We start from the raw sequence: 20807 nt of genomic DNA on the forward strand, positions 1-20807 counted from the left end.
CGATGGCGATCAGTGTGGCGACCACGCTGGTGCCGCCGCGCGCGGTCAGCTCGCTGCGCAGCCGTGCGTCATCGCCGCCGGTGACGGCACGGGCCTGGGCGATCAGGCGCTGGCAGTGTGCCAGGTACCAACTGTTGCCAAAGATGCCGGTGGTGATGCTGAGCGCGAAGGTGATGACCAGCGACAGGCCATCCGGCACATCCAGCAAGGTCTCCACCACACTGATCAACAGCAGCAGGCCAGCCCACATCGCCGCCAGGCGGTACATCTTGCGGTACATCATCCAGATCAGGCCGAGCAGGAAGGCCGGCCAGTGCCAGGTGCCACTGCCCGTGGCGATGCCCTGATCCAGCCGCCAGCGCTGGCGATAGATCGGGAAGTTGCCACCGACCACGCTGGCGTACAAGGCCATCTCGCCCTCCAGCCCGGCAGCCGCAGCCACATCCGGTGCAGCGACCGGCGCACGATAGGGGTCGGACGGATCGCCGACGCTCGGCGCAATGCCCTCAGCCGCAGGCGCTGCGTCGATATCCAGGACCGGAGCCACCTCGACCTGCGTTGAGGCCTGATCCAGCTCCGCCAACGGCCGCCACGAGGGCATGCCCTCGCACCAGAGCAGCGTTCGCGCCGTGACCGTCCCTTCCCGCTGCAGCTGGCGAAGACCGGCCAGATCCACCGGCCCACTGCTCTGCCTGCCATTGGCGTACCACCATTGTGCTTCCTGCATGTTTTCCGTCCTTGCTACTGCATCGACAAACTGAAACCGCTGCCAGCGCCTACAGCGCGGTACTGGCCAGGGTCTGCACCAGCTGATGGCGCTCACCCGGCGCAAGCGTAATCTGCTCCGGGCCTGCGTTGGCCACTTCCAGGCAAACGTAATCGTGCCAGCAGTCGCCGACATCGGCCATTTTCGCTGCCGCCTCCGCACCGGGATTCCAGGCCACCAGCGTCTGGCTGCCTTCGCTGCGGATCTCGATCCGCCGCTGCAGTACGGGATCACGCAGCACGTAATGGCCGCCGGCACCGGTATAGATGCGATCGCTGCGACCGGGGTCACGCGGATCGCGCAATGACCACGGTCCCTGTTGCAGGCGCAGCTGCGCATAGTCCTCGTACTTGTCCAGGTACTGCAGGCCGTCAAGGCCCTCGACCTCGACCTGGTTGGCATCGCCCACCCGGAAATAGCTGTGCAGGGCCTGGGTGAAGGTCACCGGCGAGGTTCCGGTGTTTTCGGTGACGAGCTGCTGACGCAGCTGGCGGCCGATGCGCAACTGCATCTGCAGGCGCAGGCCGGGATCGGCGCAGGGTGCAGGTGCCAACTGCAGCTCGACCTCACCGTCATCGCTCTGGCCGGCCTGCAGAAGCTCCCAACACTCGGTGCGCACCAGGCCATGCGCGGGCACATCATTGTTCTGGCCCTGGCGGCCGAACCACGGCCAGCACACCGGGACGCCACCGCGGATGGGCGTGGGCAGCTCGGCGCGCGTGGGCGAAAGCCACAGTACATCGGGCTGCCCATCGGGAATGAACGACAGCAGCTGTCCACCGAACACGCTGATGACCGCCGTCGCGCTGGGGGTGCGCACGTGCCAGGCCTCCAGCCCGTGATACAGGCCGCTGCTGATGTCCGGATCCGACTGCATGCGATGACGCTCCTTGAAGACCGCGGCGATGATGTCGCGGTCAGCGTGCCTGGGGCAAGGCCTTCTGCGCAGCGGGTGCGATGGCGGCCGCCTCTTCCTGCAGCGCGCGCAGGATGCGTTGGCCGGCACGCCCATCGGCATTGGCCCAGCCCAGGCGCTGCTGCTCGGACTGGATCGCGCGACGGGTGGCGGTACCGATCATGCCGTCGGCGGTACCGATGTCGTGGCCACGCGCCAGCAGCAGGGTCTGCAGCTGACGGCGTTCATCGCGGCCGATGCCGGGATCATCGGTCGGCCAGGCGGTGGCCAACCCATTGCCGCCACGCAGCTGGTCGGCCAGCGTGGCGATCGCCAGCGCATAGCTTTCGGCGGCGTTGTAGCTGTAGATCGCGTCATAGTTGCGGAACACCAGCAGCGCCGGACCCTTGATCCCTGCCGGCAGCAGCAGGGCGGCGCGCGCATCCGCCGGCAGGTTGGCCGGAGCCAGCACACTGCCATCCAGCGCGGTCAGGCCCTGCGCACGCCAGTCGGCCAGGGCGCGACGCTGGGTACGTCCGGCCTGGCTGGCGTTGAAGCCAGCGGGAACAAGAACTTCCATGCCCCACGGCTCGCCACTGCGCCAGCCGGCACGCTTGAGGTAGTTGGCAGTGGAGGCCAGCGCATCGGGAATGCTGCCGACCAGATCGCGGCGGCCATCGCCATCACCGTCCACGGCGATGCGTGCGTAGGTGCTGGGCATGAACTGCGTATGCCCGAAGGCACCGGCCCAGGAACCGGTGAGGCCCTGTGCCTGCAGGTCGCCGCGGTCGATCAGCTTGAGCAGTGCCAGCAATTCACCGCGGAAGAAGGGTTGGCGACGGCCGGCGCAGGACAGCGTGGCCAGTGACTGCAGCAGGGGGCGCTTGCCGAACACGCGGCCGTAGTCGCTCTCCACGCCCCAGACCGCGACGATGGTGGCCGGATCGACGCCGTACTGCGCCGACACTCGATCGAGCAGGTCGCGATGCTGCTGCAGCATGGCGCGACCATCAGCCACGCGCTGGCGATCGACCAGCGCGGCCAGGTAGTCCCAGATCGGCGTGGTGAATTCCGGCTGCGCGTCGAGCAGGCCGAGCACGCTGGGGTCCGGGGTGAGGCCGGCGGTGATTTCGTTGAAGCGCTCGGCGCTGATGCCCTGGCTGGCGGCCGTGGCCTGCAGGCCCGAAAGGCAGCGGCTGAAGGCCGGATCGACGCTGGCATCCGGTGCTGCAGGCAGCGCGGGGGGCGAGGCGAGAGCGGCCGCCAGGCCGAGGGTGGTCAGAATGGGCATGGCGTCCTCCGTGTTGCCGTTGCACGGCCATCTTAGGGGTAGCGGTGCTGCAGAACCTGAAGGGGTACCGGCTGGCCGGCCGCCCTAGATGGCACTCAGCAGGCGCAGGCCGTAGGCGGGACTGTCGGCATTCCAGCGCTGCGTGACCTGCAGGCCCGCCTGCTGCAGCAGCGCCTCGAAGCTGTCGTCGGTGTACTTGTGGCTGTACTCCACACGGATCGGTTCGTCGGCGGCGAAGTGGAAGGTGCGGCCGTCCAGATGCACATCCTGCGCCCAGCGGCTGACCAGATCGGTTTCGATGCGCAGCCGCGCGGTGCTGTAGCAGGCACGGTGGTGGAAGCCGTCGAGGTCGAAGTCGCTGCCGATCTCGCGATTGAGCCGGGCCAGCAGGTTGAGAGTGAACGCGGCGGTGACGCCCTGCGCGTCGTTGTAGGCCGCTTCGATCAGAGCCGGGTCCTTGTGCAGATCGATGCCGACCAGGGCCAGGCCGTCGCGGCCCATTGTCTGGCGCATCGCCCGCAGCAGTGCGACCGCGTCTTCGCCTTCAAAGTTGCCCAGCGTGGAACCGGGGAAGAACAGCAGCCGTCGCGCGGGTTCGCGCTCGGGCATGGGAACGGCGACGGGGCGGGTGAAGTCGGCACAGACCGGCAGCATCTCCACCTCCGGCAACGCCGGCGCCAGATGATCGATGCTGGACAGCAGCGCGGCCCGCGAGATTTCAATCGGCGTATAGGCCACCGGGTCGTGAAGTGCGGCCAGCAGCAGCGCGGTCTTGCGTCCGCTGCCGCTGCCCAGCTCCACCACGTGCAGACGCGGGCCAACGCTGCGGGCGATGTCCGGCAGCACGCTCTTCAGCAGGGCCAGCTCGGTGCGCGTGGGGTAGTACTCGGGGGTCTGCGTGATCTGCTCGAACAGTCGCGAGCCACGCGCATCGTAGAAGTACTTGGACGGCAGCTGGCGCGGCGTACGTGAGAGTCCGACCACTACGTCGGAGAGGATCTGCTGCCGCCCGGGGGTGAGATCGGTCAATGCCTGCAGCGCGTCATGCACGGTGCTCATGTGAGGTCCCTGGCCAGGCGCAGCCCGGAGAACTGCCAGCGCGCCGGCGGCATGAAGAAGTTGCGGTAGCTGGCACGCACATGGCCGCGGGGTGTCGCGCAGCTGCCGCCACGCAGCACCCACTGCCCGCACATGAACTTGCCGTTGTACTCACCGAGGTTGCCGGTGAAGGGACGGAAGCCCGGATAGGCGCCATACGCGCTGTGGGTCCACTCCCAGACATCGCCGAACAGCTGCCGTATTCCACTGCCCTGCGCTGCCAGCGGGTGCAGCCGGTCGTCGTCAGCGAAATGGCCGCGCAGCGGCTGCAACGCAGCGGCGGCTTCCCATTCGTACTCGCTGGGCAGGCGCGCGCCGGACCAGCGGGCGCAGGCATCGGCCTCGTAGTAGCTGAGGTGGCAGACCGGCGCGTGCGGATCCAGTTCGCGCCAACCGCCCAGGGTGTACTCGCGCTGCAGGGCGTCATCCCAGTACAGCGGGTGCTGCCAGCCCTCGGCTTCGCGCAGCGCCCAGCCTTCGCTGAGCCACCAGCGCGGTTCGCGGTAGCCGCCGGCGTCGATGAAGGCCCGATACTCGGCATTGCTGACGGGACGCTCGGCCAATGCGTGCGCGGGGAGCAGCACCCGGTGCGCTGGCGATTCGTTGTCGTAGGCGAACGCGGCCTGCTGCGGCCATGCCGCGGCGCCGACGGTGACGATGCGCTCGGGTGATTCGATCCAGCCCTGCGCACTGGCAGCGCTGGTGGCAGGCTGCAGGTCCTCGCGGTAGGTGGGCTGCAATGGGTTGCACCAGAACGCATGCTTGATGTCGGTGAGCAGCAGTTCCTGGTGCTGCTGCTCGTGCTGCAGGCCCAGCTGCAGATGCTGCAGTGCCTGTTCATCGAGATCGCCCGCCGCCAACCGCGATTGCACCTGCGCATCGACCTGCTGGCGGTAGTCGCGCACCTGCTGCAGCGACGGGCGCGACAGCAACCCGCGCTGTGGCCGCGCATGCGCCGGACCGATGCTCTTGTAGTAGCTGTTGAACAGGTAGTCCCAGGCCGGGTCATGCGCTGGCGCGGTGCCGAAACCCGCCAGCACGAAGCGTTCGAAGAACCAGGTGGTGTGAGCCAGGTGCCATTTGCTCGGGCTGGCGTCAGCCATGCTCTGCAGCATGGCGTCCTCGGCGCTGAGCGGCGCGGCCAGCTGCAGGCTGCGCGTCCGTACATGGGCGAACTGGCGGGCGAGATCGTGCTGCGGGGCAGCGACGGCGGCGGGTACGCTGTCCATGTGGGCAGCATCGGCGCTGGACGGTGAGTGCGACGTCATGGTTCGGCGTCACTTCGTTCACATGGATGAGCCTGCCGCATTCAAGAAGCCACCACGAACGCCGCTAACGGCAATGCTGCGGCCGCGTCGTCACCGCGCTGGAATTCCTGCTTGCCCCTGCATCCGCTCCGCCAGCCTGCGCATTACCTGTTCGTGCTGCCTGCCGTGCTGGTTGCCGTGGTGGTGTGGACCGCATTGGATACCGCAGACGTGGCCAGCCCGGCGCAGCGCATCCTGCCCTGGTTGCTGGCCTGCCTCGGTGCCGGCCTGGCCCTGCTCTACCACCAGGTGCGCACGTTGTGCCTGCTGATGGTTGTGGCGGTGATGTTCGCGCTGCTGCACCAGGACGTCGCTGGCTACCTGCGCAATGGCCATGTCACCACGCTGACACCGCTGCGCTTCCACGCCATCTCGGCCTGGTTGCCGCTGTTGTCTGCCGGCCTTGCGTTGTGGCCGGAGCGCGGACGGCGGCGCCAGGACCTGCTGCTGCGCGGTATTGCCAGCGGCACCGCGGTGATGATCTTCCTGCTGCTAGCCACACAGCAGCCGCGCGGCATGCACGATCTGCTGTCGAACCGTCACTGGGCCTGGATTCCCGCCGACTGGAACGCGCTGGCGCAGCTGCCGGCGCTGCTGTTCCTGCTGGCGACCGCAGCGTTGGGCTGGCAGGCGTGGCGGCATCCTCGGCCACTGCACACGGCGATGCTGCTGACCCTGCTGTGCCTGTGGTGGATGCTGCCGCGGATCTTCCTGCACCCGGTACTGCTGCCGGCGCTGAGCAGCGCCGCCCTGCTGTTGATGCTGGGCGCGATGCTGCAGGAGTCCTTCCACATGGCCTTCCGCGATGAGTTGACCGGCCTGCCGGGGCGACGGGCATTCAACGAGACCCTGCAGCGGGCACGCGGCACCTACAGCATCGCGATGGTGGACGTGGACCACTTCAAGTCATTCAACGACACCCATGGCCACGACACCGGAGACGATGTACTGCGCCTGGTGGCCTCGCGGCTGGCGCGGGTGGGCGGCGGTGGCCGTGCATTCCGCTATGGCGGTGAGGAGTTCGCGGTGGTGTTCCTGGACCGCCCTGCGGCGGCCTGCATGGATGCCGTGGAGGCGCTGCGGCAGAGCATCGAGGAGACCCGCATGCAGCTGCGCGACCGCAGCACCCGCAGCCGCGATGACGAAGCCGGCCGCCAGCAGCGCGGACGCGGTGGCAGCGGCCAGGTGGTACAGGTGACGGTGAGCATCGGCCTGGCCGACAGCCATGTGGATCCGCGCCCGATGGCGGTGGTCAAGGCCGCCGACCAGGCCCTGTATGTGGCCAAGGACGGCGGCCGCAACCAGGTGCACGCGCACGGCGGCCAGCGCGTGCTGGCTGCGCGCAGCGTGTAGGGCTCAGACCGCGTCGAGGTAGTACCAGCGGCCGTCGATGCGCTGGAAGCGGCTGTGTTCGGTCATCTTGACCGCACTGCCGCCGCCGACGCGATAGCGCGCGGTGAAGCGGACATCGGCGCTGTCAGCACCGGTGACGGTGTGCTCGTGCACGGTCAGGCCCAGCCAATGGGTACGCTGGCCGGGTGCATCATCCAGCGTCAACTCGGCCGGACGCGTGTCCGGATGCCAGCTCTGGCGCAGGTAGTCAGCCAGACCGCGCACGTAGGCGCTGTAGCGCGAACGCATCAGGCGCTCGGCATCGGGCGCGGCTTCACCGGCGTGGAAACGGCCGCAGCAGGCTGCATAGTCGGCGGGAAGGCCACAGGGACAGGGATCGGCGGGTTTTCGGCTCATGCCGGCATTGTCGCCGGGTTGCGCGGATTGATCCACGCGCGGCACGGGCCAGCTGAAGCAGGACAGGCGTATGCTGTCGCGCCCCCACCTTGATTGATCGCCGTGCTGGAACTGGTTCCCCCTGAGTTGTGGTGGCTGGTGGTGATCGCCTTCATCGCCGGTCTTGTGGATGCCGCCGTGGGTGGCGGTGGCCTGGTGCAGCTGCCCGGCCTGTTCACGGTGCTGCCGCAGCAGACGCCGGCGATGCTGTTCGGTACCAACAAGTTCAGTTCGATGTTCGGCACCGGTGCGGCTGCCTGGCGCTATGCGCGCAACGTGCGCTTCCCGTGGAAGCCGGTGCTGTTCGCGGCCGGCACCGCCTTCATCTTCTCCTTCGCCGGGGCCACCGCGGTGAGCCTGCTGCCCAAGGACGCGGTGCGCCCACTGGTGCTGGTGCTGCTGATCGCGATGCTGGCCTACACGTTGTGGAAAAAGGACTTCGGTGCGCTGCACCGGCCGCAGGAGATCGGCCGCCGCGAGCTGGTGATCGCGCTGGCGATCGGTGCAGCGATCGGCTTCTACGATGGCTTCTTCGGGCCGGGCACCGGCAGCTTCCTGATCTTCCTGTTCGTGCGCTTCTTCGGCCTGGATTTTCTGCGCGCATCGGCCGCGTCGAAGTTGGTGAACCTGGCGACCAATGTGGCGGCGATCTCGTTCTTCGTGCCGACCGGCAACATCCTGTGGCTGTTCGCGCTGCCGATGGCGGCGGCCAACATCATCGGTTCGGTGGTGGGCACGCGGTTGGCGCTGAAGGGCGGCACGCCGTTCATCCGCAAGCTGTTCGTGGGGCTGGTGGTGGTGCTGATCGCGCGGATGGCGTGGGATACGTTGCGCGGAGCGTGATCCACCGCGTCGCTGGCGCCTGACTCCCATGTGGGCGATCGGATGAGGGGGCATGGCAGGACACGCCGTGAACCCGTCCATGGGGGCTCGTGAGCGCCATCCATGGCGCTCGCGGTCCTGCCATGCCCCCTCACCCAACCGCTACCCGGCCTCTGCGCGAGCGCGGAAGCTGGGAGCAAGGGCAAGAGCAGAGCGACTTCCGGTAGGTGCCAACCTTGGTTGGCACACGGTTTCCGAGCGCGAAGAGCAGCCGAGCATGGCTCGGCTCTACAGGTCGCTGGACCGAGGCGGTCAGGCCTCGGCTTCTTCCGGTTCGTTGGCCTGCTGGCGGCTGCGCTCGGGCAACTTCAGGCGCTTGCCTTCTTCGTCGTACTCGATCAGCAGCACGCCGGAGTCGTGGCGGCCGCTGATTTCGACGAAGCAGGCACCGCCGATGAACGGTTCCAGCGTCATCACCGACTTCAGCGGGGTGGCCACCACCATCTGGAAGCCGAAGTTGTCGAAGATGTTCATCGCCAGCGCGGTGAACTCGTTGTCGGCCTTGTCGAAGGCTTCGTCGAGCACGACCGCGGCGTAACTGGGCAGCTGGCTGTCGGCACCGCCGAGTTGGTAGCGCAGCGCCGCAGCCAGACAGGTAGTGGCCAGTTTCTGGCGCTGGCCGCCGGACTTGCCGGCACCGCTGCGGTAGATCTCGACCTGCTGGCGCGTTTCCGCATCCAGCTCGACGCCGATGAACTCCACGTGCATGCGCACGTCCAGCACCAGTTCGCGCCAGCGCTTGTCTTCGCCTTCCTGTGAACCCAGGCGGTTGACCAGCTGGCGCAGCACGGTGAACTGCGATTCGGCCAGCTCGCGCTGCTCGGTCTGCTGCTGCGACAGCACCTCGCGCAGCTGCAGGTGGAACTCACCGACTTCCGGCAGGCGGCGGTCGCTCAGTTCAATGGTCAGCAGCGTGCCACGGTTGAACGGCACCTGTTCCAGGCTGGCGTTCACCTCGTCCAGGCGCTGGCCGATCGACTTGCGGGCCTCGGCGCTGTGGCGCTGCAGGGCCAGCAGGTTGTTCTTGCTCTGGTTCTGCAGCAGATCGAAGAAGCGCTCTTCGTGCTGCGGCAGGCCGTCGCGCTCCAGGCGTTCGAGGCGGGCGAGGAAGTCCTCGGCCGAGGCCACCGAGACGGTGAAGTCGCCCGATTCCTCCGGCCACTGCTGGATGAAGCGACGGAAGCAGCCGATCAGCTGGTTCTCGATGCGGTTGAGGTCCTGCTGCGAGGACGACAGCTGCTCGTTCAGCGCGTTGCTGACCTGGCGCATGTGCGCTTCCAGCGTTTCCAGGCTGAGCGGGCCCTGCTCCTGCAGGCGCTCGGCGAGGCCGGCTTCCTGCTCCTGGGCCAGGCTCGGCAGCACCAGCGCACGGCTCTGCTGGCGGGCGCGGTCGAGGCGATCGCGCTCCTTGACCAGCTGGCCGCGCTCGACGCGGACGTCCTCATAGGTGCGGCGGGATTGTTCGATGTCGGCGCGCACGGCGTCGATCTGCTTGGCCAGCTTGGCCAGATCGGCATTGCCTTCGCGCAGGTCACGCAGGGTGGCCTCGATGTCGCTCAGGCGCTGCTGCGGAGCGGCGATGTCGATCTCGTTCCAGCTGATGCTGACCAGCTCGTGGCAGGCCAGGCGGCGTTCGTTGTCGCGGTCACGCTGGCCGCGCAGGCGCGCGATGTCGGTCTCGCAGCTGGCGATGCGCTTGGCCAGTTCCTGTGCTTCGCGCTCGAAGGCGCCCACCTTGTCGTGGTTGTTGAAGCCGAGGATCCAGCGGCGGCGGTCGCCTACTGCGCTGCGGTCGTCCTTCTCGAAACGGTCGCCCGGATGCTTGACCTGGCCTTCGCGGGTGATGCCGCGGTCGACGTTGCGCAGCTGCTTGGCATCCACGCACTCGTAGTCGAAGCGCTTGCCGAGCTCGCGCCGCAGCCAGCTTTCGAACACATGCTCGCGCAGTTCCAGCTTGTGCAGCAGCGACTTCGCCGACGGCTCGCGCGCGAACGCATCATCGTTGCGGCGCACGCGGTAGTAGGTGAAGCGCATGCCCAGGTGGGTACGGTTCACCCACTCGGCGACGTCGTTGTAGTGCTTGTCATCGACCAGCAGCGACAGCGCGAAGCCGCCCAGCACACGTTCGATGGCGCCCTGCCATCCCTGCTCTTCCGAGCGGACCTGGATCAGCTCGCCGACGAACGGCAGCGCCGCTTCGGCGATGCCGGTTTCCTCGGCCAGGCGCGCGCGCAGCTTCTGCATCGGCGCCGGAATGTTGGACGGCGTGCGCTGCATCGCTTCGAGTTCGACGCGCACTTCACCGAAGCGGCGCTCGTCATCGCGCTTGCCGCCGAGGCGATCGCTGATCGCATCGTCCAGTGCCGCCGAGGCACGCTGGCGGTCCTGCAGTTCGTTCTGTGCGCGCTCGACCAGCTCGGCGAAACCATGTGCATCGTCGGGCAGTTCGGCCTGCAGCTGCTGTGCCGCCTCCTGGGCCTGGTCACGCTTGGCCTTGCGCCGGTCGCGCTCGGCTTCGGCGCGGCCCTGCTCGCGTTCCAGTTCCTCGATGCGCTCACCGCCCTGCTGGCGGCGCTGCAGTTCCAGTTCGGCCAGGCGCTCGGTGTGGTTGTCGAGCGCGGCGCGGCGCTGGGCCTCTTCGCCGAGCAGGCCACGGTCACGCACGTCCATCTCGCGCAGGCGCGCTTCGATCAGCGCCTGGCGGCGGCTTTCGCGGAAGCTGTCGACGCCGAGCTTCAGTGCTTCGTCGTCGCCACGCTGGCGGTGCATCTCTTTCAGATCGTTGTAGTAGGCGCGTGCCGGCAACAGGGTTTCCACCTGGCGGCGCGCGGTGACCACGGCCTGGTGCGCGCCATCGAGCTCGGCGAAGTCGCTGACCAGGCGCTCGGCGGCGTCGAAGGTCTTCGGCGTGTCGAGCATGAAGTCGCGCAGGAAGACGTTGAGGTCGCCCAGGTTCTTCGCCGACTGCGTCTTGTGCAGCAGGCGCAGCGCCATTTCGTTGTCGATACCGAGCAGGTCGCGGAAGCGCTCGGCGTAGCCGGAGAAGGTGTCGAAGTGGTGCAGGTCGGACAGCTTCTGCTTGAGCTTGCGCAGGTCCAGGTCGAAGCCGCCGAGATCCTTGGCGATGTCGAACGGACGCTCGGCGATCATGTAGTGCTTGCGCACGTCGCCGGCCGAGGTGCCGTTGCCGGAGATCCACAGCAGGCGCACCAGGCTGACCACGCGGCCATCGCCGGCGCGGTACTCCAGCACCAGTGCGGTCCAGGTCGCGCCCTTGCGCAGGTACTGGGTAGCGATTTCGCCGGTGCCGCTGTCCTGCTGGTCGGCCCACGCGCCACGCACGTAGGACACCAGGTTGCGGTCGCGGCCGCTGCGCTCGGCTTCACGCGCGGCGGCGTTGAAGTCGACGATGGCCGGCGGCGTCAGCAGCGCGGACATGGCATCGAGCAGGGTCGACTTGCCCGAGCCGGAACGGCCGACGAACAGGAAGCCGCGCTCGGCGATCGGCACTTCGGTCAGGCCGTTGAAGGTGCCCCAGTTGTGCACCTGCAGGCGGCGCATGCGGAACTGCTGCAGGCGCGGGTCCGGCAGGCCTTCGTTGAACAGTGCGGGAGTGTGCTTGGAGATAGCCATGCGATGGTCGGGTCTCTCAGGCCTCGGCGGCCGGGGTTTCGCGCAGCTGGCGGTACACCGCCGAAAGCTGGGACACGTCTTCGGCGGAGAACAGCAGCTTCAGCGCCGGCGAGACTTCGTGGCGGTCTTCCTGGCCGCTGAGGCGGGTCAGGATGTGGTTGTCCTTCATCTTCTGCACCGCCGAGGCGACGCGGCGGTTGAAGCCGGCGCGGTCGGTGGACAGGTTCTTCTCGTAGATGGCCAGCGCTTCGGCCATCTCGGCGTCGGCGACCACCGCGCGGTTGCCGCGCGCATCGGCCTCGGCCAGCTGCTGGCGCAGGTACAGCAGCAGCACCGAGTCGATGAAGGTCAGCGGCGAGGTGCGCAGCAGCACCGGCGCATCCACGTCTTCGGTGTCGGCCTGGCGGGTGAACGCCACGCCGCTGTCGCGGTCGAGCACCAGTTCCAGGAACAGGTCGGCCAGCGCCGAACGGATGGCGGCTTCGCTGCGGATCAGTGCCGGCCACAGTTTGGCGTGGCGCAGCTGGTCGATGCTGGGGCCGATCAGCAGCTGGCACAGCGCGCGCCGCGCATCCAGCGGCAGGCGCCCGGTATCGCCCAGGTAATACACGTCGTTGCCACGGCGGGGCTGCGCCACGGCCGCCACCGGTTCGGCTTCGTAGGCGTCTTCCGCCACGTCGGCCTGCGGTGCGTCGATGGGATCTTCATGCCAGCTCATGGCGTCTCTCCTGGGTAAACCAAACCAGCGGGATGCGGGCGCGGCGGATCTGTCCGTCGCCACCACGCCATTCGGCAAGCTCCTGCTCGCCGGCGACCACGTTGCCGAAGCGCGTGCCCAGCGACAGATAGCCGATGACGCTGCCCAGGCCCTGCGGCGCTTCGCGCTGCGACAGGGCCTGGGCGATGCTGAGCCGCGGCTGTGCATCGAGCAGGTCGTGCAGGTCACGGCGCAGGGTGCGGAAGTCGATTTCGGACGAAGCGACCAGATCGCCGACGCTTTCCAGGCTGATCGCGGCAGCGTCGTTGTACTCGACGTTGCCATCGACCTGGGCACTGCGTGGATCGTGCAGCCTCCACTGCGACCACGAGCGCAGGCGGCTGGTGGTCAGCTGCAGGTCACGGCCGATGCCGCGTTGTGCGGGGAACTCGTCGCGCAGCGCCAGCGCTTCGGACTGCGCCTGCTTCAGCAGCTGGTTGAGGCGGCGCTGTTCCAGGTAGCCACGGCTCTGCACGAAGCCGCGCAGGCTGCGCGCGAAGTTCTGCAGCACATCGTGCACCTGGCCACCGCGCTCGAGCATGGTGCTGGTGAAGCCGCGCAGGAAGTTGCGCTCGTTGCGGTCCAGGCGGCGCGCAAAGCCACGCGCCAGCACCGCTTCCAGCGCAGCATCAAGCTGTGCGCTCTGTTCGGCGTCGTTGAGCAGTCGCCAGAACGCCTGGAAGCTGCGGCCGGCATCGCTCTCGCCGATCACATCCACGCCTTCGAACAGCTGCGACAGCACATCGCCGCGCTCGCCCTCATCGTCGATGATGCGTTCGCGGAAATCGCGGTTGAGCTGCTCGAAGTCGTCGCGCACGCGGCGGAAGTCCTCGGTCAGCTCGTCGGCCAGGCCGATGATCTGGCGCGCACGTTCCAGCGCGCGCTTGCCATCCAGCGCGATCACGCGGCCAGCGCCGACGCGGGCGATCTCGGCGTCGATGCGGTCACGCTCGTCGCGCAGCGCCGACAGGCGCGCATCCGGATCGGACTCGGTCTGCGCGGCCAGCTGCGAGAGCTGTTCGATGACCAGCGCCAGCCGGCTTTCGGTGGCGGCCACGCGGGCCTGCTCCAGGCCGTCGGCGAAGCGGATCGCCTGCAGTGCCGCGGTCGACAGCTCGTACTGCTCCTGGTCGGCACCTTCGGGCAGGCGGCGTTCCAGCCAACCCTGGGCCAGCCAGTGCGCGATGTAGGCCTGCGCGGTACGCGGCAGGTCGCGCGACAGTTCGTCGCCGTTGAGCTGGTCCAGCGCACGTTGCAGGCGCTCGTTGAGCACCGACGACGACAGCGTGCGCTCGCCGTCCATCAGCAGCCCCTGCAGCAGGCCGATGATTTCCGGAGCGTGGTCGGCGGCGAGCAGCTTCCACTGGGGCTGTTCGCGCAGATGGCGGTAACGGGAGATGCGTTCGCGATGCTTCATGCAGCGAAAGAGGTCTGTTGGGCTGACAGGGACGAGCAGCCACGCACGGCGGCCGCGCGGGCAGCCGTGGGCATGCCGGCCCGCAGCGGCCGGCGGAGTGCGGGCAAGCGGCTCAGCGCTTGCCGCCCACTTCGATGAAGCGCAGGAACTCGGCGCGGGTACGCGCGTCGTCGCGGAAGCTGCCCAGCATCTTGGAGGTAACCATGCTGACGCCGCGCTTGTGGATGCCGCGGGTGGTCATGCATTCGTGGGCGCCTTCGACGACCACGCCGACACCGATCGGCTGCAGCACATCCTGGATGCACTGGGCGATCTGCGCGGTCATCTTCTCCTGCACCTGGAAACGGCGGGCATAGGCTTCGACGACGCGGGCCAGCTTGCTGATGCCCACCACCTTGCCGGCCGGCAGGTAGCCGACATGCACGCGGCCGATGATCGGCGCCATGTGGTGTTCGCAGTGGCTTTCGTACTCGATGTCGCGCAGGACGATCAGTTCGTCGTAGCCGGCCACTTCCTCGAAGGTCCGCTCCATGTAGGCGCGCGGGTCGTCGCGGTAGCCGCTGAACCAGTCGCCATAGGCTTCGGCGACGCGGCGGGGGGTATCCAGCAGGCCTTCACGGGACGGGTCCTCACCGGCCCAGCGCAGCAGGGTGCGCACGGCATCCTCGGCCTGGTCCTGGGTCACGTCGCCCTGCGGGGCGGCCTTTTCGTTGTTCTTGCTCATTGCGTACAGCGTCCCGAACGGGGGGCGAGCATCGTACCCGACCGGGGGGTGGGTCGTCCTGTTGGGACGGTTCATCGGGGGGTCGTTGTTGGCGCGTCGTTGCTGTCGGCTTGGAGGGGGAGAGGGGGCTGCGCAGGACACGCCGTAAACCCGTCCCTGGGGCTCGATGGCGCCATCCATGGCGCCAACGGTCCTGCGCAGCCCCCTCTCCCCCTCCTTGACGGTTTCCTGCGGGCGCGACCGGACCGCCCGAAAGCGGGGGTCAAAAGCGGGGTTCATGGCTCCGGAAGCACCGCGCCGCTGCTGTGGTTTTTCCTGCTTTGGTGGGTGCGGACCTTGGTCCGCACTGCATCTGCTGCTGCCCCACCCGACACCAGGCAGGCGCAACGCTTTCCTCAAAACACCCGCCCATTCATAAAAACCCATTGATAGGAATGAAATTAGTAGTATCCTATCTATCTCTTATGGACCGCCCCCTCGACGAACGCACCGTGCTGCAGATGCAGCTCAGCTCCGGCCTGCTTTACGCAGGGCGGCAGTGGCAGCGCCTGGCCGACAGCCGGCTCGGCAGCTACGGCATCTCCACCGCCTGCACCATGCCGCTGCTGATGATCGGCCGCTCCGGCGGTGGCATCCGCCAGGTGGCGCTGGCCCAGCAGCTGGGCATGGAGGGTCCTTCCCTGGTGCGCCTGCTGGACAAGCTGTGCGCCAGCGACCTGGTCCGCCGCGAGAGCGACGCCAGCGACCGCCGCGCCAACCTGCTGTGGCTGACCGACGCGGGACACGCGCTGGTCAGCGAGCTGGAAGACCAGTTGATCGGCCTGCGCCAGGACGTGTTCGGCGAGCTTTCCATGGATGAACTGCACGCCGTGCTGAAGGCATGGCGCCTGCTGGCCGAGGCCGCCGACCGCATCACGTAAGAGTGCTGCCCCCGAACACCGCCGCTGCCGTGCACACGCCAGCGGCTTTTGCCCGTTGCTGTTGTTTCGTTGTTCCTCCCCTCCCCCACCTCGCCCCCACCCCTACCGATGCCCGGTGAATTCAGTCTCCACGGAGTGTTCGTCCCGACCCTGCTCGGGTTGATGTTGTTGGCCTATCTGGTCAACAGCGGCCTGCACGCGCTGCTGCAGCGTGCCGGCGCCTATCGCCATGTCTGGCACCCGGCGCTGTTCAACCTGGCGCTGTACGGAATCGTGCTGGGCCTGCTGTTCCACCTCCTGCGTTGGATGCAATCGTGAACAAGATCGTGAAGAAGACCCTGCCGGTGCTGCTCACCAGCGCAGCCGTGATCGTCGCCCTGCTGGTGCTGCGCCAGCTGTGGGTCTATTACATGGATGAGCCGTGGACCCGCGATGCCCATGTCGGCGCCGACGTGGTGCAGGTGGCGCCGGACGTATCCGGGCTGGTGGAAACGGTGCAGGTGGCCGATAACCAGGCGGTGAAGAAGGGTGACCTGCTGTTCGTAGTCGACCGTGCCCGTTACCGCATCGCGCTGGAACAGGCCAAGGCCAGCCTGGGCGAGCGCCAGGCCTCGGTGGCACAGCTGCGCCGCGAGATCGGCCGTGACCGCAGCCTGCAGGACCTGGTCGCCGCCGAGGACGCCGAAGTGCGCCGCGCCAAGCTGCAGGCCGCACAGGCCGCGCTGGCCACCGCACAGGCGGCGGTCGACCTGGCCGAGCTCAACCTGGGGCGCACCGAGGTGCGCGCACCGGCCGATGGCCGGGTCAACGACCGCACCATGCGCGTGGGCGACTACGTGGTGGCCGGCAAGCCGGTGCTGGCGCTGCTGGATACCGGCTCGTTCCGCATCGATGGCTATTTCGAGGAAACCCGCCTGCGTGGCGTGGCCCCGGGGCAAGCCGTGGACATCCGCCTGATGGGCGAATCGACCCCGCTGCGTGGCCATGTCGAAAGCATCGCCGCCGGCATCGAGGACCGTTACCGCAGCAATGGCAGCACCCTGCTGCCGAACGTGACCCCGGCCTTCGACTGGGTGCGCCTGGCGCAGCGCATCCCGGTGCGCATCGCCATCGACGAAGTACCCAAGGGTGTGGAACTGATCGCCGGCCGCACCGCCACGGTGACCGTGGACACCGGCCGCCATCCGCACAACGACAAGGCCGGCACGGCGCCGACACAGGCGGGCCTGTGAACGCCGCCCTGCCCCGTCTCGGCCTGATCGTCGCGCTGGCCAGCCTGGCCGCGTGCAGGACCGTCGGCCCGGACTATGCATTGCCGGAAGGTTCGGCGTTCAAGCGCCCGCAGGCCAATGCCGCCTTCATCGATACCCAGAACCCGCAGATCGCCGCCAACCAGGCGCTGCCCGACCGCTGGTGGTCGCTGTACAACGACCCGGTGCTGGATGGCCTGATCACCCAGGCGCTGCGCGACAACGTGGAGCTGAAGGCCGCCGATGCGCACCTGCGTCGTGCGGCGGCGGTGTACGAACAGGCGCTGGACGCCGGTGGCTTCGAGTACGAGGCCGAGGCCGGGGTCAGCCGCGCACAGCTGTCGGCCGAATCGTTCCTGCAGGAACACGAGCTGCCAGTGATCAACCTGGCCGATGGCAAGTTCGCGGTCAGCTACCAGTTCGACCTGTTCGGCAAGCTCAAGCGCGGCGCCGAAGCGGCCCGTGCCGACGAGCAGTCGGTCGCCGCAGCACGCGACCTGGCCCAGGTCAGCGTGGTCGCGCAGGTGGCCGACAGCTATCTGGAAATCTGCCACGCCAACCACGAACTGCACGTGGCCGAGCATTCGCTGCAGCTGCAGCAGCGCAGCCGCAGCGTTACCGAGCGCCTGATCGCGGCCGGCCGTGGCACGCCGCCGGAACTGGCCCGCGCCAATGCCCAGGTGGCGCTGCTGGAAGCTGCACTCCCGCCGCTGCAGGCGCAGCGCTCGGCCGCCGCCTATTCGCTGGCCGCGCTGCTGGGGCAGACCCCGGGCCAGCTGCCGGCCGGTGTGATCGACTGCGCGCACGCCCCCAGCCTGGCGCAGCCGCTGCCGGTCGGTGATGGCCGTGCACTGCTGCAGCGTCGCCCGGACGTGCGCCAGGCCGAGCGCAAGCTGGCCTCGGCCACGGCGCGGATTGGTGTCGCCACCGCCGAGCTGTACCCGGACATCCGCCTGGGTGCCTCGCTCGGTGCCGCCGGCCTGCTGGAAGACTTCGGCACGCCGATGACCCAGCAGTGGTCGATCGGCCCGCTGATCTCGTGGACGCTGCCGTCCTCGGGCACCCACGCGCGCATCCACGCCGCCGAAGCCGGTGCTGATGCCGCGCTGGCCGAGTTTGACCACACCGTGCTGCAGGCGCTGCGCGAGACCCAGACCGCGCTGGACCGCTATGCGCAGGACCTGCGCCGGCTGCAGTCGCTGCGCATCGCGCAGGAGCAGGCCGCACTGGCCGCCGAGCAGAACCGCCGGCTGTACCAGGGCGGCCGCACGCCGTACCTGTCCAGCCTGGATGCCGACCGCAGCCTGGCCACCAGCGATGCCACCCTGGCCGCCGCCGAAGCGCAGGTCTCGCGCGACCAGATCCACCTGTTCCTGGTGCTGGGTGGTGGCTGGCAGGCCAGCGCCGCCGCGCCCAACGCCTCGACCGCAGCGAAGTAAGCCATGAACGCGCTGACCGACCGCCAGGCCTGGCTGTTCTCGATCAAGACCTACCTGGCCGCGGTGGCCGCGCTGTACATCGCCATGGCCGGCAACCTGTCGCGCCCGTACTGGGCGATGGGCACGGTGTACATCGTCAGCCAGCCGCTGCTCGGCCCGACCCGAGCCAAGGGCGTGTACCGCATCGTCGGCACCCTGGTGGCCGGCCTGGCCACCCTGCTGGTACTGCCGGCACTGGTGGAAACGCCGCTGCTGTTGAGCGCGGCGATGTCGATCTGGCTGGCCGGCTGCCTGTTCATGGCCCTGCTCAATCGTGGGCCGCGCGGCTATGCGTTCCTGCTGGCCGGTTACACGACGGCCTTCATCGGCTTCCCCGCAGTCACCTCGCCGGAAACCATCTTCGACACGGTGGTGGCGCGCAGCGAGGAGATCATCCTCGGCACGGTGGTGGCAGTGCTGTTCGCGTCGCTGCTGTTCCCGGCCTCGGTACGCCCGATGCTGCGCGCGCGCATCGGCAACTGGATGGAGGACGCCGCACAGTGGTGCCGGCAGATCCTTGAACGTGGCCGCGCGCATGCACCGCGCAACCGGCTGGCCGCCGACCTGGTGCAGTTCGAGGCGCTGATCGAGTTCCTGCGCCGCGATGATCCGCGCCATGCCGGTTCGGCGGTGTCGATGGAGCGCCTGCGCGAGCGCATGCTGCTGCTGTTGCCGGTGCTGTCGTCGATTGCCGACCGTCTGAGTGCGTTGCGCAGCGATGGCCAGGCCCTGCCCGAAGGGCTGCCGACACTGGTCGACGATATCCACAACTGGCTGGACGGGCCGACCAACGCCAGCGAGTACGCCCGCCTGCGCGCGCGCATCAGCGCACTGAAGCCGCAGGTGGACCGCGACCTGCAGCACCTGCAGCTGGCCAGCCTGCTGCTGCGCCTGGAGGAACTGGTCGACCTGTGGCAGGACTGCCGCACGCTGCAGCACGCGATCGACCACGGCACCGCGCCGCTGGACCGCGCGCACTACCGCATCCGCACCGAACGCGTGGCCGCCGACAAGCACGTCGACTACGGCATGGCGCTGTTCTCCGCGCTCAGTGCCGGCGTGGCGCTGATGAGCTACTGCGTGCTGTGGATCGCGCTGGGTTGGGAAGGTGGTGGCAACGGCGCGATGATGGCCGCGGTGACCGCTGCATTCTTCGCTGCACAGGACGACCCGGCACCGAGCATGGTGTCGTTCCTGGTGTGGGCGATGGTCGCCTCGGTGGTGGCTGGCGTGTACCTGTTCGGCGTGTTCCCGGCGGTGCACGACTTCGGCCTGCTGGCATTGGTGCTGGCGGTGGCGTTCCTGCCGCTGGGCTTGATGCTGCACCACCCCAAGAGCGCGCTGTTCGCGTTGCCGTTGACGGTGAACCTGGCCGCGCTGCTGAGCCTGCAGAACACCTACAGCGCCAACATCCAGACCTTCCTCAACTCGTCGATTGCGATGTTCATCGGCATTGGCTTTGCGGTGGTGATGACCCGCCTGTTCCGTTCGGTGGGTGCCGAGTGGACCGCACGCCGCCTGGTGCGGCAGGGCTGGACCACGCTGGCCGAGGCCGCCGAAGGCCGTGGCCAGCAGGACCGGCAGCGCTTCGCCGCACGCATGCTCGACCTGCTGGGCCTGCTCGCGCCGCGCCTGGCGGCGACGCCGGAGGGCAGCGACATCGCGTCGGTGGACATGCTCAATGAAGCACGCATCGGCCTGAACATCCTGCAGCTGCGCCGCGCCCGGCTGGAACTGCCCGAGCGCAGCCGCGAGGCGGTCGAGCACATTCTGGAAGAGGTCGCCGTGCACTACCGGCGGCAGATCGCCGCGCGCAAGCCGATTGTGGCGGCCGACGCGTTGCGCGAGCGGCTGGATACCTCGCTGGGACGGGTCGGTAGCGTGGCCGCCTGCAAGGCCCGCGATGAAGCCCTGATGGGCCTGATCGGCCTGCGCTTCGCGCTGTTCCCTGAGGCCAAGGCATTGGCGCCGGGGCTGGCGATGAGTGCGGCGACGCAGCCGTAGCGCGATACCCTGTGCGTCCACAGACTCCGCGCTGGGGTCGGATCCTTCGCCCCCGGCGAAGGCTCTGACCCCCGCTCAGCACAGGAAGCTCCAATGAGTTACGACATGATGGTGTTCGAGGCCAGCGCCGCGCCACGCGAGGCGGCGGCCTTCATCGCCTGGTTCGAGAAGCAGACGCAGTGGAACGAGCGCCACGAGTATGACGATCCAGCGGTCAGCAGCCCGGCGCTGCAGGCGTGGTTCGCCGAGATGGCGCAGGACTTCCCGCCGATGAACGGCCCATTGAGCAACGACGATGACGACCGTGCCGAGGTGACCGAGTACAGCATCGGCCGCGAGGTGATCTACGGCGCGTTTGCCTATTCGGTGGCCGAGCGCGCGCACGGCCGCGTGCAGGACCTGGCCGAGAAGCACGGCGTGGGCTTCTTCGACGTGAGTGCCGATGAAGCGGCGATCGTGTTCCCGGATGGCCTGGTACTGATCGCGTAGATCCACGCAATGCGTGGATGAACCCCGAAGCGATCAGGACGCTCTTTTGTAGAGTCGAGCCATGCTCGACTCCGTGGCCCATCAGCCGAGCATGGCTCGGCTCTACAT

General features: G+C 68.3%; 18 protein-coding genes (1 of these 18 only partly in view). 8 read left to right on the forward strand and 10 right to left on the reverse strand.

What is annotated here, in order from left to right:
• The 5 genes from ACZK2R_RS23285 to egtB form a co-directional block, all read right to left on the reverse strand.
• A protein-coding gene (locus tag ACZK2R_RS23285; RefSeq protein ID WP_107433758.1) for a DUF2628 domain-containing protein crosses the window boundary here: on the reverse strand, window positions 1-727 show its 5' portion. It extends 47 nt beyond the left edge of the window; only the first 727 of its 774 coding nucleotides appear in the window; its start codon is at window positions 725-727; the stop codon falls past the left edge of the window.
• Window positions 728-776: 49 nt separating this feature from the next.
• Complete coding sequence (locus ACZK2R_RS23290; RefSeq protein WP_180838003.1) at window positions 777-1643, reverse strand: D-hexose-6-phosphate mutarotase; 867 nt, start codon at window positions 1641-1643, stop codon at window positions 777-779.
• A gap of 40 nt (window positions 1644-1683) precedes the next feature.
• Complete coding sequence (locus tag ACZK2R_RS23295) at window positions 1684-2952, reverse strand: lytic murein transglycosylase (RefSeq protein ID WP_180838002.1); 1269 nt, start codon at window positions 2950-2952, stop codon at window positions 1684-1686.
• Window positions 2953-3036: 84 nt separating this feature from the next.
• Complete coding sequence (egtD, locus tag ACZK2R_RS23300; protein ID WP_180838001.1) at window positions 3037-4011, reverse strand: L-histidine N(alpha)-methyltransferase; 975 nt, start codon at window positions 4009-4011, stop codon at window positions 3037-3039.
• Window positions 4008-5279 (reverse strand): ergothioneine biosynthesis protein EgtB, encoded by a 1272-nt coding sequence (egtB, locus tag ACZK2R_RS23305; protein ID WP_478488045.1) that lies wholly within the window; start codon window positions 5277-5279, stop codon window positions 4008-4010. Before egtB ends, egtD begins: the two co-directional genes overlap by 4 nt.
• A gap of 150 nt (window positions 5280-5429) precedes the next feature.
• On the opposite strand from egtB, the gene ACZK2R_RS23310 reads away from it, so the two are divergent.
• Entirely contained in the window at window positions 5430-6710 is a 1281-nt protein-coding gene (locus tag ACZK2R_RS23310) for a GGDEF domain-containing protein (RefSeq protein WP_180838000.1), read from the forward strand.
• 3 nt (window positions 6711-6713) lie between these two features.
• Here ACZK2R_RS23310 and ACZK2R_RS23315 read toward each other — a convergent pair whose 3' ends face one another.
• The gene (locus ACZK2R_RS23315) at window positions 6714-7106 is read right to left on the reverse strand and encodes a YchJ family protein (protein WP_132811068.1); all 393 of its coding nucleotides are present in this window, start codon (window positions 7104-7106) and stop codon (window positions 6714-6716) included.
• A 102-nt stretch (window positions 7107-7208) separates the two neighbouring features.
• Between ACZK2R_RS23315 and ACZK2R_RS23320 the strand changes: the two genes are divergently transcribed.
• Window positions 7209-7988, forward strand: a complete 780-nt coding sequence (locus ACZK2R_RS23320) for a sulfite exporter TauE/SafE family protein (RefSeq protein WP_180837999.1) — start codon at window positions 7209-7211, stop codon at window positions 7986-7988.
• Window positions 7989-8279: 291 nt separating this feature from the next.
• Here the strand turns inward: ACZK2R_RS23320 and ACZK2R_RS23325 are convergent, their stop codons facing one another.
• The 4 genes from ACZK2R_RS23325 to folE form a co-directional block, all read right to left on the reverse strand.
• Window positions 8280-11660, reverse strand: a complete 3381-nt coding sequence (locus ACZK2R_RS23325; RefSeq protein ID WP_125895897.1) for an ATP-binding protein — start codon at window positions 11658-11660, stop codon at window positions 8280-8282.
• Window positions 11661-11676: 16 nt separating this feature from the next.
• Window positions 11677-12378, reverse strand: coding sequence for a DUF4194 domain-containing protein (locus ACZK2R_RS23330; RefSeq protein WP_087924080.1), 702 nt, complete (start codon window positions 12376-12378; stop codon window positions 11677-11679).
• Entirely contained in the window at window positions 12365-13834 is a 1470-nt protein-coding gene (locus tag ACZK2R_RS23335) for a DUF3375 domain-containing protein (RefSeq protein ID WP_121504949.1), read from the reverse strand. The genes ACZK2R_RS23330 and ACZK2R_RS23335 overlap by 14 nt, the downstream gene beginning before the upstream one ends.
• A gap of 112 nt (window positions 13835-13946) precedes the next feature.
• On the reverse strand, window positions 13947-14558 hold the full coding sequence (folE, locus tag ACZK2R_RS23340) for a GTP cyclohydrolase I FolE (protein WP_004141296.1): 612 nt from the start codon (window positions 14556-14558) through the stop codon (window positions 13947-13949).
• 464 nt (window positions 14559-15022) lie between these two features.
• On the opposite strand from folE, the gene ACZK2R_RS23345 reads away from it, so the two are divergent.
• The 6 genes from ACZK2R_RS23345 (at window position 15023) to ACZK2R_RS23370 (ending at window position 20699) form a co-directional block, all read left to right on the forward strand.
• Window positions 15023-15478 carry a MarR family winged helix-turn-helix transcriptional regulator gene (locus ACZK2R_RS23345; protein ID WP_012481667.1) on the forward strand — a complete coding sequence of 152 codons (456 nt, stop codon included), beginning with the start codon at window positions 15023-15025 and terminating at the stop codon, window positions 15476-15478.
• Window positions 15479-15586: 108 nt separating this feature from the next.
• Window positions 15587-15796: a DUF1656 domain-containing protein gene (locus ACZK2R_RS23350; RefSeq protein ID WP_010487502.1), complete on the forward strand. Its 210-nt coding sequence runs from the start codon at window positions 15587-15589 to the stop codon at window positions 15794-15796.
• Window positions 15793-16710 carry an efflux RND transporter periplasmic adaptor subunit gene (locus tag ACZK2R_RS23355; RefSeq protein ID WP_032973896.1) on the forward strand — a complete coding sequence of 306 codons (918 nt, stop codon included), beginning with the start codon at window positions 15793-15795 and terminating at the stop codon, window positions 16708-16710. The genes ACZK2R_RS23350 and ACZK2R_RS23355 overlap by 4 nt, the downstream gene beginning before the upstream one ends.
• Entirely contained in the window at window positions 16707-18167 is a 1461-nt protein-coding gene (locus tag ACZK2R_RS23360; protein ID WP_180837998.1) for an efflux transporter outer membrane subunit, read from the forward strand. The genes ACZK2R_RS23355 and ACZK2R_RS23360 overlap by 4 nt, the downstream gene beginning before the upstream one ends.
• A 3-nt stretch (window positions 18168-18170) precedes the next feature.
• Window positions 18171-20210, forward strand: a complete 2040-nt coding sequence (locus ACZK2R_RS23365; protein WP_180837997.1) for an FUSC family protein — start codon at window positions 18171-18173, stop codon at window positions 20208-20210.
• A 93-nt stretch (window positions 20211-20303) separates the two neighbouring features.
• A complete protein-coding gene (locus tag ACZK2R_RS23370; RefSeq protein WP_180837996.1) occupies window positions 20304-20699 on the forward strand; it encodes a hypothetical protein in 396 nt (131 codons plus the stop codon).
• Window positions 20700-20807 lie beyond the last annotated feature (108 nt).

Source organism: Stenotrophomonas sp. 96582_Sma (genome assembly GCF_056480905.1).

Bases quoted from the DNA above. Each gene is read 5' to 3' on its own strand.
- ACZK2R_RS23290 (WP_180838003.1), bottom strand. From the start codon at position 1,643: ATGCAGTCGGATCCGGACATCAGCAGCGGCCTGTATCACGGGCTGGAG.
- ACZK2R_RS23295 (WP_180838002.1), bottom strand. From the start codon at position 2,952: ATGCCCATTCTGACCACCCTCGGCCTGGCGGCCGCTCTCGCCTCGCCC.
- egtD (WP_180838001.1), bottom strand. From the start codon at position 4,011: ATGAGCACCGTGCATGACGCGCTGCAGGCATTGACCGATCTCACCCCC.
- egtB (WP_478488045.1), bottom strand. From the start codon at position 5,279: ATGGACAGCGTACCCGCCGCCGTCGCTGCCCCGCAGCACGATCTCGCC.
- ACZK2R_RS23315 (WP_132811068.1), bottom strand. From the start codon at position 7,106: ATGAGCCGAAAACCCGCCGATCCCTGTCCCTGTGGCCTTCCCGCCGAC.
- ACZK2R_RS23325 (WP_125895897.1), bottom strand. From the start codon at position 11,660: ATGGCTATCTCCAAGCACACTCCCGCACTGTTCAACGAAGGCCTGCCG.
- ACZK2R_RS23330 (WP_087924080.1), bottom strand. From the start codon at position 12,378: ATGAGCTGGCATGAAGATCCCATCGACGCACCGCAGGCCGACGTGGCG.
- ACZK2R_RS23335 (WP_121504949.1), bottom strand. From the start codon at position 13,834: ATGAAGCATCGCGAACGCATCTCCCGTTACCGCCATCTGCGCGAACAG.
- folE (WP_004141296.1), bottom strand. From the start codon at position 14,558: ATGAGCAAGAACAACGAAAAGGCCGCCCCGCAGGGCGACGTGACCCAG.
- ACZK2R_RS23345 (WP_012481667.1), top strand. From the start codon at position 15,023: ATGGACCGCCCCCTCGACGAACGCACCGTGCTGCAGATGCAGCTCAGC.
- ACZK2R_RS23350 (WP_010487502.1), top strand. From the start codon at position 15,587: ATGCCCGGTGAATTCAGTCTCCACGGAGTGTTCGTCCCGACCCTGCTC.
- ACZK2R_RS23365 (WP_180837997.1), top strand. From the start codon at position 18,171: ATGAACGCGCTGACCGACCGCCAGGCCTGGCTGTTCTCGATCAAGACC.
- ACZK2R_RS23370 (WP_180837996.1), top strand. From the start codon at position 20,304: ATGAGTTACGACATGATGGTGTTCGAGGCCAGCGCCGCGCCACGCGAG.